This is a genomic window from Micromonospora sp. DT68 (assembly GCF_049847245.1).
GTDB lineage: Bacteria > Actinomycetota > Actinomycetes > Mycobacteriales > Micromonosporaceae > Micromonospora > Micromonospora profundi.
This window is the reverse complement of sequence record NZ_JBNCNZ010000006.1, coordinates 61,577-72,868: the sequence shown is the minus strand read 5'-3', so window position 1 is coordinate 72,868 and position 11,292 is coordinate 61,577. Positions and strand designations below refer to the sequence as shown.

Annotated in this window: 7 protein-coding genes; 1 reads left to right on the top strand and 6 read right to left on the bottom strand. The window is 71.3% G+C overall.

Translation table 11 applies throughout. The annotated features are described in order from the left end of the window. The first annotated feature begins 260 nt into the window (after positions 1 to 260). The gene (locus tag ACPXB1_RS13090; protein WP_425735322.1) at positions 261 to 1,367 is read left to right on the top strand and encodes a peptidoglycan-binding domain-containing protein; all 1,107 of its coding nucleotides are present in this window, start codon (positions 261 to 263) and stop codon (positions 1,365 to 1,367) included. 35 nt (positions 1,368 to 1,402) lie between these two features. On the opposite strand, the gene ACPXB1_RS13085 is transcribed toward ACPXB1_RS13090, so the two are convergent. From ACPXB1_RS13085 to ACPXB1_RS13060, 6 genes are all read right to left on the bottom strand, one after another. Then, positions 1,403 to 3,085, bottom strand: a complete 1,683-nt coding sequence (locus ACPXB1_RS13085; protein ID WP_425735321.1) for a bifunctional 3-(3-hydroxy-phenyl)propionate/3-hydroxycinnamic acid hydroxylase — start codon at positions 3,083 to 3,085, stop codon at positions 1,403 to 1,405. Between the two features lie 127 nt (positions 3,086 to 3,212). Further along, complete coding sequence (locus tag ACPXB1_RS13080) at positions 3,213 to 6,551, bottom strand: BTAD domain-containing putative transcriptional regulator (RefSeq protein ID WP_425735320.1); 3,339 nt, start codon at positions 6,549 to 6,551, stop codon at positions 3,213 to 3,215. A 165-nt stretch (positions 6,552 to 6,716) separates the two neighbouring features. Beyond that, positions 6,717 to 7,193, bottom strand: coding sequence for a hypothetical protein (locus ACPXB1_RS13075; RefSeq protein ID WP_355591966.1), 477 nt, complete (start codon positions 7,191 to 7,193; stop codon positions 6,717 to 6,719). A 146-nt stretch (positions 7,194 to 7,339) separates the two neighbouring features. Beyond that, positions 7,340 to 8,473, bottom strand: a complete 1,134-nt coding sequence (locus tag ACPXB1_RS13070; RefSeq protein WP_425735319.1) for a glycoside hydrolase family 53 protein — start codon at positions 8,471 to 8,473, stop codon at positions 7,340 to 7,342. A 34-nt stretch (positions 8,474 to 8,507) separates the two neighbouring features. After that, complete coding sequence (locus ACPXB1_RS13065) at positions 8,508 to 9,716, bottom strand: cellulose binding domain-containing protein (protein WP_425735318.1); 1,209 nt, start codon at positions 9,714 to 9,716, stop codon at positions 8,508 to 8,510. Between the two features lie 77 nt (positions 9,717 to 9,793). Beyond that, on the bottom strand, positions 9,794 to 11,278 hold the full coding sequence (locus tag ACPXB1_RS13060; protein ID WP_355591969.1) for an RICIN domain-containing protein: 1,485 nt from the start codon (positions 11,276 to 11,278) through the stop codon (positions 9,794 to 9,796). Between the last annotated feature and the right edge of the window lie 14 nt (positions 11,279 to 11,292).

The window sequence follows — 11,292 nt, the reverse complement described above, 5'->3', positions numbered from 1 at the left end:
CAACGCTGGGTGACCAATGAGTAACATCGTTCGATTGCCGCTCAACTCGCAACCCTTCGTTTGACAACCAGGGGCCTTTTGCGGGCGGCCGACCTACCGATCGGTCGCCTGCTCCTCAACCTGTCCGGCCCTCCTGCTGCAAGGAACCCGACTAGCCCTTGTGGACGGAAATCCGGAGCACACAGCCTGGTGGCGGCCGCTGCCGGGACGGTTCGTCTCCCGCGCCGCGCCGCCGGCAACCACACCTCTGGGAGGACGACATGGACGAGGCACCCGACATCGACGAGCCCGACGTCACCCACAACGGCGAGGACGACGACCCGGGCAGCCTGATCGGCGAGGAGATCGAGTACGACCTCGGGCCGGACGACGACCCGGGCATCGATCCCGGCGGAGATGAGCCGGACGACGGCGAAGAACCGCCGCCGGGGCTGCGCCCGCCGGTCCGGCTCGCCCCGGTGCTGGTGTGCCTGCGAAACGAGATCAACGCCCGCTGGCCGAACCGGGACCGCGCGTCGGACGGCTGGATCGGCGACGCGGCTCACCGGGCCACGAAATCGGACCACAACCCGGATCAGGACAACTCCGTCAACGCACTCGACGTCGACCGGGACGGCATCGATCCGCAGCTGGTGGTGCGTCGGGCCATCGCTCACCCGTCCACCCAGTACGTGATCTTCGACCGGACGATCTGGAGCCGTACCCGCGGGTTCACGCCGTCCCGGTACACCGGGTCGAATCCGCACACCAAGCATCTGCACGTCAGCGTCAGCCACTCCCCGGCCCTGGAGAACAGCAGCCGGGCCTGGGGCATCGACACCGGGGTGACGACCACTCTCCTGAAGCTCGGCGATCGGGTGCTGCGTACGGGGTGCACGGGTGGTGACGTCCGCGAACTCCAGGGCCTGGCTAACACGCTCGGGGCGAAGCCGAAGCTCACGGTGGACGGCGACTTCGGCAGCCGGACCGAGGCGTGGGTCCGCGACTTCCAGAAGGCGAAAAAACTCACCGTCGACGGCGTGGTCGGACCGAAGACCATGACGGCACTCCGTGCGGCATCCAAGCCCACACCGGCCAAGCCCTCGACGCCCGCCAAGCCCTCGGCGCCGGCGAAGCCGATGACAAAACCGCCTGCTCAACCGCGGCGGGAGCCCGGCTCCCGTACCCTGCGCCAGGGAGCGACCGGCGACGACGTCGGCTTCGTCCAGCGGTTCATCGGCGCGCGGCGGTGCGGCGCGGCGGACGGAAAGTTCGGCGCCCGGACCGAGGCCGGGGTCCGCTGGTACCAGAAGATGCAGGGCCTCACGGCCGACGGCGCGGTCGGCCCGCGCACCTGGCGCAAGATGGGAGTGACGGTCCGATACTGACCTGCGCCTCGGCGGGGGCAGGTGGTCGCGCCCGGTCATGCGGCCTGCCCCCTCGCCGGTCGCAGGGATCGACCCGGTCGGTCCGACGGCACGCCGAGGGCGGCCGACAGATCCTGCCCGACCCGGTCGATCCCGTCGACCGCCGCCAGGGCGAACACGAAGCGGTCCGGCCGCAGCACCGCCAGGTCGGCGCTGTGGCGGCGCAGCCACCCGCCGAGCACACCGTCGACGTCGACGACATCGACCCGGTCCGGCTGACCGTCCGCGGATGGGCCCGGCAGGTCAGTCACCGGAGTGCCGGCCGGGTGAACGGCGACGAACCGCACCGGCAGCCCCCGCCACTGCGGCCCGAGCGGACCGCCCGCCGTGGCGGGGCCGAGTACGACGAAGCCGTCGCCGAGCGCCTCGTCGAGCAGCCCCGCGCCGGGGGAACCCGGCATGAGGATCCGGGGCTGGGGAAACATCGTGCCGACCACGCCGTCGCGCCGGCCGCCGGCCATCAGACCCCGCCGGTAGGCCGGGACCGGCTTGAACTCGAACCGCTCCACGAACCGCCGTACCCGGGGGACCGTCTGGACCGCCCGGAGCACGGTGTCCCGCATCCAGGCGGTGGCCCGGTTGCGGGCCAGGAAGACGCGCCCGAGCCGGACGCTCGTCTGCGCCATCTCCACTGTGTGCGGGCGCCGCTCGGTCTCGTACGTGTCCAACACCGTGGCGCCGGCGGCGCCGGACAGCACCAGAGCCAGCTTCCACGACAGGTTCGCCGCGTCGCGCAGACCGCTGCACAGGCCCTGGCCCAGGAACGGCGGCATCTGGTGGGCCGCGTCACCCAGCAGGAACACCCGGCCTTCTCGCCACCGTTTGGCGATGAGGTGGTGGAAGCTGTAGACCACCGCCCGGGTGACGTCGAACCGGTCCGGGTCGACGTACGGCGAGACGAGCGCCGCGATCATGTCCGGGCGCCGCATCTCGGCTTCGGTCTCCCCCGGGCGCAGCATGAACTCCAGCCGGTAGCTGCCGGCCGCGCCGGGAGACACGAACGCCGGGCGCCGCCAGTCGCAGACGAACCGGGTGTCCCTGACCCGCACCGCGTCGGGCGGCACATCGCCGGAGACCGCCAACCACGGCTCGGCGTAGCTCGCACCGCCCAGCGGGATCCGCACGGCGGCACGGGTGGCGCTGCGGGCGCCGTCGCATCCGAGCACGTACTTCGCGCGGACCACACGCCGCTGGCCGGTGCCCACCTCGGACAGGAGCACTGTCACCCCGTCCTGGTCCTGCTGGAGACCGACCAGCTCGGTGCCGAACGAGAGCTGGACGTGCGGGAAGCGGTCCAGCCCGGTCCGCAGCGTCTGCTCCAGCCGTGGCTGGTCGAAGAAGCGCAGCGGAGCGTGCCCGTACCCGAAATCCGTCTCGGACAACGCCATCCGGGCGAAGACCCGGCCCACGCGGTTGACGTACTCGACGAGCGGCGGGGCGATCGTCTCGCCGCGTATCTCGTCGAGCAGGCCGGCCTGCTGGTAGATGCGCAGCGCCTCGTCGTCGCAGGAGAAGGCCCGCGGCTGGCCGTGCGGGGCCGCGCTGCGCTCCACGACGAGCGTGGTGACGCCGCGGGCGCCGAGCAGGTTGGCGGTGAGCGCACCTACCGGCCCGCAGCCGATGACGGCCACGTCGACATCCTGGACCGGGTGGTGGGCCGACGACTGAACTGGACGCATGGCGGTGCCTCTCGGAACACGTTCCCGTGGGGACGGCACCCGGCCGTCCTCCTCCGACGTGAACCAGGGCACCAGGCCGGCGTGGAGAAGGTGTGGAGACGGCGTGGAGGCGGGCCTCCAGGCCGGGTCAGAAACCGGCGAACCGGGGCAGCAACAGCCCAGCCCCCTGCGCGGCGGCGATCCGGGCGCCGAGGTCCCACTCCGTGCGGTCGCGGCGGGCGACGCCGCGGATGCGGTGCAGTTCCGCGGCGAACACCCGCTCGCCCAACCGCTCGGCCACGGCCAGCGCCTCCTCGGCCAGCGTCGCCGCGGTCTCCGGGCGACCGGCGGTCAGGTACGCCTCGGCCATGGCGCAGAGCGTGATGGTCCGGGTGGACCGCAGCCCGGGACGGTAGATTTCGTGACCTGCGGCGCGCATCGCTTCGAGCCGGCCGTGGTCGCCGCCGCGCGCGGCAGCCCACTCGATGAAGAACGCGCCTGTCGCCATCATGTGCGGCAGCCCGGTGGCCTGTCCGATGTTCCGGCACCGCCGCCCGGCGGCGTCGGCCGCGGCGACGTCGTGTTCCTGCATCGCCAGCCAGGCGGCGTAGAGTGCCGCGTTCGCCCGGCCGTACGGGTCGTCCATCTCCTCGGCGAGCGCCTCGGCGTCGGCGATGTCCGCCCAGGCGCCGGAGGGGTTGCCGCGCACCGAGCGGACAAGCGCCCGGAAGTTGTGGCAGCCCAGGACCGGACGCCTGCCGACCTCGCGGCGCAGCAGCCCACGATCGACGGTACGCAGCCGGTCGATCGCGGCGGTGAGCCGGCGCTCGCCGTCGGCCGGTCGTCCGGTGAAGTAGCCGACCGCGCCCAGCAGGTACTCGCCGGCCACGGCGATCAGCCGGCTGCCGTCGTCCTCGGCCCGTACCAGCCGCTCGGCGAGGTCGGCGCAGATCGCGAACTCGGCCCGGTTGGCGGCCAGCTCGCCCAGTGCCCAGAGCGCGGAACGGATGTCGGCGTCCGGCCCCACGAGCGTCAACAGCTCACGGGCGCGAGCGCAGACCTGGTCGACCGCGTCGCTGCCGACGCCTACCGTCATCTGCAACAGCGACGCGCGATGCAGATGGACTGTCAGCTCGGTGAACGCCCTGTCGGGCGAGACCTGCGCGGTAGGGGCCAGCCGGTGCGCGGCGCGCTCGAGGTGACCGAGCGCGTCCTCGTAGGCGACCCGCCGGGTCGCGTCGTCGGCGGCGAGCAGCGACCACCGCAGGTGGTCCTCGCCGTGGCCGATCCCGATGGCCTGACCGTAGTGGTGGGCCAGCTCCGCCGGTGCGACGTCGGCGGTCCGTTCGTAGGCAAGGGCCAGCCGGGCGTGCAGCGCGGCCCGGTGCGGCGGGAACAGCTCGGCGTAGGTGACCTCGGCGATGAGCGGATGGCGGAAGGTGACCGCGCCCGGTCCGGCCTCGGTCACCAGTGCGGACGTGTACGCCGGGACGAGCTGCTCGGCGACCGCCGACGCTGAGGTGTCCAACGCCGCCGCCAGCACCTGGAGGTCCAGGTCGTGTCCGGCAACGCTGAGCAGGTCGAGGCAGCGCCGGACGGGGTCGGGCAGCCCGCCGAGCCGCAGCCGGAGGGTGTCCCGGATGCTCGGCGGCAGCTCCCCGGCATCCACCGGGTCGGTCCGAGACCTGAGCAGCTCCGTGATGAAGAACGGATTTCCTCCGGTACGGGTGACGAGTCGGGCCACGGCCGGCTCCGGCGGTGACACTCCGGTCCGGTCCCGGACGAGGTCGGCAACCGAGAAGGCGTCCAGCCCGGCGAGCCGCAGCTGACCGAAACCCCAGCCGCGAGCCAGTTCGGCGACCGTCGCCACCAGGACCGGATCGTGGTCGTACGGCCGGAGGGTGGCGACCACGAGCGCCCGCGACGCCGACAGATCGGCCGAGAGGAACCGCAGCAACAGCAGCGAGTCCGGGTCTGCGGCGTGCAGGTCGTCAAGCACGACGAGCAGGCCCCGCCGCCGGGCCACCGCGTGCACCAGTTCCGACACCGCCTCGTACACCTGGAACCGCGCCGTCGGGTCGAGTCCGCCGCTGTCGGCGGAGCCGGCCAGCGACCCGGCGGCGAACCCGTCCAGCCGGCTCGCCGAGCCTGTGGCGTTGGCCTCCGGCATCGCCACGAGCGCGCGGACGACCTGGCTCCACAGCCAGAACGGTGGCGCCTGCCCGACGTCGGGACAGCGGCCCCGGACCACCGGAACGCCGCTAGCGGCGGCCTGCGCGCCGAGTGCCGCGGCGAGGCTGGTCTTGCCGATGCCGGCCTCCCCCACCAGGGCCAGCATCCGCCCGCCGTGCCGGTTGGCCGCGTGCAGCGTCTCCCGCAGCCGCGCCATCTCCGCGCTGCGACCCACCAGCGGGTCCGCGTCCCGGTCCGGCGACGCGCCGGCCCCCGCCTGGTCTCGCCCGGACGGCCCGCCCTCACGCTCACCTGCCTGCGCTCCAGGCTCGGTCGGCAGGGGTTCGGGCTCGGTCGGCCTTGGTCCGGACGGCTGCGGATCGCGCTCGCCCGCCTGCGGTTCGGGCTCGACCGGCCGCGGTCCAGGATCGCTCGGCCGCGCTCCGGGATCGGTCGGGGTGGGCGGCGCCGGGCTCGACCCGGTCTCGGCGGCAGGCGGCGCGGTGCCGGCCACCTGCACAGCCTGCCTACCGAGCGTCGGCGCAGGACCGGTCTCCGCCGGTACGGCCTGCTCAAGGATCAGCCGGTACGCCGCCCGTATCTGTTCGCCGGGATCGAGCCCGTACTCGCTGGCCAGGACCCGGCGCCCCTCGTCGAAGACCGCAAGCGCCTCGCTCTGCCGGCCGGACCGGTACAGCGCCACCATCAACTGCGCCCGCGCCCCCTCGCGCAACGGGTGTGCCGCCACGAACCGACGCAGCTCGGCCAGGAGCGTCGCGTGCCGACCGGCCACGACAGCGGCGGTCAACCGCCCCTCCTCGGCGCTCAACCGCAGTTCAGTCAGGCGTGCCGCCTCCGGGCGCACCGCAGCCAGCTCGGCGACGCCCGCGAGCGGATCGCCCCGCCACAGCGCCAACGCCTCGGCGTAGCCGGACTCGGCGGTCGCCGGCTCCCCGGCCGCGAGCGCGTCCGCCGCCCGATCCACAAGACTGCCGAACCGGATCGCGTCGATGGCTTCGATCTTCACCCGCAGCTCGTACCCTTTGGGGCGGCTACGCAGGAATCGCGCCGGCTCGCGGTGGGACCGCTCGGGCTCCAGGACCCGACGCAACCCGGCCACGTACGTACGCAGCGTCATGTGGGCGCTGGCCGGCGGTCGCCCGTCCCACAGCGCCTCGACCAGCCAGTCGGCGGCGACGAACCGGTTCGGCCGCAGCACGAACAGGGCCAGCAGCGCCTGCTGCTTCGGACTTCCGAGGGCCACCACCCGCCCGTCCCGGACGACCTCCGGCGGACCTAGCACCCGGAACTGCACGCCATCACCACAACGACGATCCCCACCTGTTCAGAGCCGAGTATGGCAGCGGCGGGTCGCGCCGGACATCCGCGACCCGCCCTCCATTGTGTCGTGTCGTGCCACCAGCCCGGTGAAGCTCCAGGTTCGGCCCGACCCGCATCGAGGCTGGCGCTACCCGTGGGCCTACTGCACCTCGAGGTGGAAGTTGAAGACCGCGCTGTTGCGGACGAGGACGAAATTCCACTTCTCGCCCGTCTTGAGCACGTCCGGCTTGGATTCCGGATACCGCTCCAGGAACCACTGCTCGAGCCGCTGCGCCTCGGCGAGGGGCAGCACTCCGACGTCCCCCACCTCCGCCGCGCGGTGCCGATCCGGGTTGCAGCCGGCGTTGAACCGGTAGCTCGTGTCCCGGTTCCACCGGCCGCAGCCGAACATGGTGACAGTTACCGGACCGGACTGCTTGAACTCCAACTGCGGGACGGCAGGGTCGGCGACGCCCGCCTCGCGCGGCGTCTCCAGCGACGGGAACGGCACCGCCACCGTCTCGATGATCGCCTGTGACGCCCAGTTGAAGTCAACCTCGAACGGCATGCCCATCCCCCTGCCCGGAGTTCCACGCCCGCCGGCCAGTCGTGGCGGCACGTCGACGTGATCCATCATCGGCCCGATCCGAGGTCGGATGGCGCGCACTGTCCGTGCTCGGACACTGCCGCGCAACCGACAGCGCCGACGATTTGCGCCGGCCTCCGCGGGCCACGCGCCGGCCTGAGTGATGGGCGTCGATCAAGCCGGCGCTCGGCAGCGGGTCAGGGCGTCCAGCGCACGCCCGGGTTCACCCTTCCGGACCAGTCGAAGACGGCCATGTTGTCCCACTGGTTGCCGGTGCCGTTGATGTTGGCCGGGTCCCAGCCGTTGCCGTTGACGGCGTACCAGGTCGGTTCCCAGTAGAAGACCCCGATGGCTCCCGCGTTGCGGGCGGTGTTCTGGACCCAGTCGAACTCCTGGGCCTGCCCGGCCCAGGTCGCGCTGATCCCGTCGCATGTCGCGTCGCCGATGGCGTTCGGCTCGCTGTCCGCGTTGTTCCGGGTGAAGGGGTACGCGGTCTCCACGATCACCACCGGCTTCCCGTAGCGGCCGCGAACGTCGACGATGTTGTTGTAGAGGTTCGACAGGCTGCCGTGCCACATGCAGTAGTACGACAGTGCCGTCATGTCCCACTGCACGCCCTGTGCGCGGATGCCGTCGTAGAACCAGCGGGCGTTGGCGTTGCTGTCGGCGTTCGCGGTGTGGATCATCACGGGGATGCCGCTGCCGCACGCCTTTGTGGCGTTGTAGCCCTGCTTCAGCAGCCCGGCCAGCGGGGCGAAGTCGTTGTTGACGACCTTCCCCTCGTTCCACAGCATCCCGACGTTGATCTCGTTGCCGATCTGCACGCTGTCCGGAGTGGTGCCCTGCCCCCTGAGGCTGGCGCAGACGTCGTAGGTGAAGGCGTACACGTCGTTGCGCAGTTGGCTCAGGCTGTGGCCGGCCCAGGCGGCCGGCTTGTACTGCTTGCCCGGGTCGGCCCAGGTGTCGGAGTAGTGGAAGTCGATGAGCACCTTGAGACCCATCGCCTTGGCCGCCCTCGCCTGCCCCAACACCTTGCTCTTGTTGTTGTAGCCACTGATCGGGTTGTTCCAGACGCGCAGCCGTACGTAGTTGACGCCGACGGACTTCAGGATGTCCAGCGGGTCGCGGGCTGCGCCGCCGGCGTCGTAGTACTTCGCGCCCAGGTCGAGGCTGCGCTGCAACGAGGACACGTCGGCGCCCCGCATGCTCAGCGTGTTCGCGGCGGATGCCCGCGTGCCACCGAGCGTGGTGGAGGCCACGAGGATGCCGGCCGTGACGGCGCCGATCAGGGCCCTGCGAAGGCGGTGGGGTGTGGCCGGATGCGTGCTCACGAGACTCCTTCGCACAAGGGGGACGGGGTCACGCTCAACCCACAGTGCAGGGCGCGCCGTTCAGCGAGAAGCCGGTCGGCGGCGCGTTGCTGGCGCTCCACCGCCCCTGGATGCCGAAGGCCGCGGAGCCCTTCGGCACGATGACGCGGTTCCAGTCGACGTTGCGGGCGGTCACCGTGGCACCCGTCTGGGCGATAGTGGCGTTCCATCCCGAGGTGACCTGCTGGTCTCCCGGGAAGCCGAAGGTGACGACCCAGCCGTCGATCGGTGTCGCCCCGGAGTTCTGGATCGTCACGGTGGCCACGAAACCGCCCTGCCACTGGGACTGGTTCCGGTAGGTCACCTGGCAGGTAGAGGGCGGCGGGGGCGGAGGCGGCGGGGGCTGCGACGATGGCGGCGACGTCGGATCGGACGTCGTGGGCAGCTCGACCGTGTTGGACGCGATCGACACGTTGCCCACCGCGTCCCGGGCCCGCACGTAGTACAGGTTGTGCAGCGGCGTCGGGGCGGGCAGAGATGCCGTGTACGTCGTTGCGCTCACGGTGGCGATCAGCCTTGAGGTGAACCAGCCGTCGAACCGGTAGATGTCGTACCCGAGGACGCCGACGTTGTCCGTCGACGGCGACCAGGACAGCGTGGCGGTCGAGGCGGTCACGGCGCCGACGGTCAGGTTCTGCGGGGCGCTCGGCGGGGTCGTGTCCGGCCCGGTGTCCGTCGCAGGGGTGACCACTGTCAGCACGTCCCCGTAGCTCGACCGGAGTCCGTGGCTGTTCCGGGCAGACACCCGGAACGAGTACTGCCAGCCCGGCCGGATGTAGTTGGTGATCGTGGCGGTGGTGACGGGCCCGACGCTGGCGCTGTAGATGACGTCGCTGAACGCCTCGTAGTACATGATGTCGTAGCCGACGATGGGGCAGCAGCCCGGATTCGAGGCCGTCCAGGTGAGGGTAACCGACGCGGCGCGAACCTGGCTGGCAGCCAGGTTGGTGGGCACGCTCGGCGGGAAGGGCGAGGTGCTCGGCAGGCTCGGCGTGGTGGTCGGCGACGCGGGCCCGGTCGGGTCGGCCGCCCCAGCGGGCGCCGGTGCGACCCCGGGATAAGCGGCGGCGGCCGGTGCCGTGCCGGCGTCGGCCGCCGGTGCGACGCTCAGAGCGGACGCGAGCACCGCCGTCGACAGCGCGGCGGCGGCCAGCAGACCCGGCCGCAGGCGGCGGAACAGCGAGGACGAGAAGACGCCTGTCATACCTCGACGATGGCGCACTACATCGATGATCGCCAATTTATCTCACACCTCGGTCGATGCTCTTGATGGGCTCCCCGTCAGACGACGGTGCGCGACCACTGCTGGTTGGCGCCGGTGTTGCACGTGTACTGCTTGAGGACCACCCCGTCCGCTGTCGACGCGGCCGGCACGTCCACGCACTTTCCGCTGTGTCGTGCCCGGAGCTGGAAGTAGCTGCCGCTGGCGACCATCTGGAACTGCTGGTTGGCGCCGGCGCCACAGGTGTACTGGATGAGTTCGGCACCGTCGGCGGTCGAGGCGCCCACCACGTCGAGGCACTTCCCGCTGTGCCGGCTGATGATGCGCCAGTAGCCGCTGCCGGCGTCCTGGAACTGCCACTGCTGCCATGCGCTGCCGCCGTACGTGTACTGGCCGATGCGCGCACCGTTGTCGGTGTTCGGCTGCTGGACGTCCATGGCCTTGCCGCTGTGCCGCACGGTGATCCGGTAGTACGTTGACGTCCCTGGCGCAGGCGTCGTGGGACCGCCACCGACGGTGTCGCCCCACGCGTACCGGATCTGGTCGGCGCCGGAGGTGTTGCGCACGGTGAGGTTGAGGTCGGTGCCGGTACCGCTCAGGGAGAACATCGAGTACCAGTCGTAGCCGATGGTGCCGGGCTTGCCGCCAAGGGCGGGCCAGTAGGTGCCGCCCATCTGGTTGTCGCGCATGACCTGGGCCATGGCGCGGATGTGCCGCACGAAGTTGTCGCTGCTGCCCGCGTCGGCGTAGTTGCGGCCGTCGTTCATTGGGGCGCCGAACTCGGTCGCGACCGCCCGCGACGCGCAGTTGCCCAGGCGGGTCTGGATGTGGCTCCGGAAGGCGTCGTAGGTCATCGCGCCGTAGAAGAAGGCATAGTGGTGGAAGGACAGCAGCGTCGAGGCGAAGCGGCTGTCGTTGCAGATGTCCCGCAGGTCCTGGCTGAAGCCGGTGCCGCCGATGAGCACCCGGCCGGGCACCGCCGAGTAGTGGTAGCTGAGCCAGTTCGCCGCGACGTTGCGCCACTCCGCCGAGCTGTAACCGTGCGGCTCGTTCATCGGCTCGAAGTAGACGTTCGTGTTCGCCCCGTACGTGTTCGTCACTGTGGACCACATGGCGTTCCACGCGGCGAGGTTCGTGATCCTTCCGCCGGAGGCGGCGCCGTCCTCCCAGTACGCGAGGATGACCTTGAAGCCGCGCGCGGTGGCGGCGTCGATGGCACCTCGGTACGCCTCCCACCACGCCGTCCCGACCGTGTGGGTGTTGATGGGCAGCCGGACGGTGTTGACTCCCATGGTGGAGGCCATGTCGTCGTAGAGGGCGTTGGCCTTGGCCCGCACCGTCGCATTGCTGTCGGAGGCATTCAGTCCCTGCACGACGAGCGGGCCGGTGCTGAAGTTGTCTCCCAGCACCGCCCAGTTCATGCCTCGGAACTGGCTGGTGGCGGCGGTGGCCGGCGACGACGTGACGACGATGACGCCGGCCAGCACGGTCAACGCGGTCACCAGAGTGATCGCCAGCCGCCGTGCCGACCTGATCCGTGTCATGACATGTCCAATCG

Excerpts from the sequence above, each read along its gene's own strand:
- ACPXB1_RS13075 (WP_355591966.1), bottom strand. The coding sequence starts at position 7,193 with ATGATGGATCACGTCGACGTGCCGCCACGACTGGCCGGCGGGCGTGGA.
- ACPXB1_RS13085 (WP_425735321.1), bottom strand. The coding sequence starts at position 3,085 with ATGCGTCCAGTTCAGTCGTCGGCCCACCACCCGGTCCAGGATGTCGAC.
- ACPXB1_RS13090 (WP_425735322.1), top strand. The coding sequence starts at position 261 with ATGGACGAGGCACCCGACATCGACGAGCCCGACGTCACCCACAACGGC.
- ACPXB1_RS13065 (WP_425735318.1), bottom strand. The coding sequence starts at position 9,716 with ATGACAGGCGTCTTCTCGTCCTCGCTGTTCCGCCGCCTGCGGCCGGGT.
- ACPXB1_RS13060 (WP_355591969.1), bottom strand. The coding sequence starts at position 11,278 with ATGACACGGATCAGGTCGGCACGGCGGCTGGCGATCACTCTGGTGACC.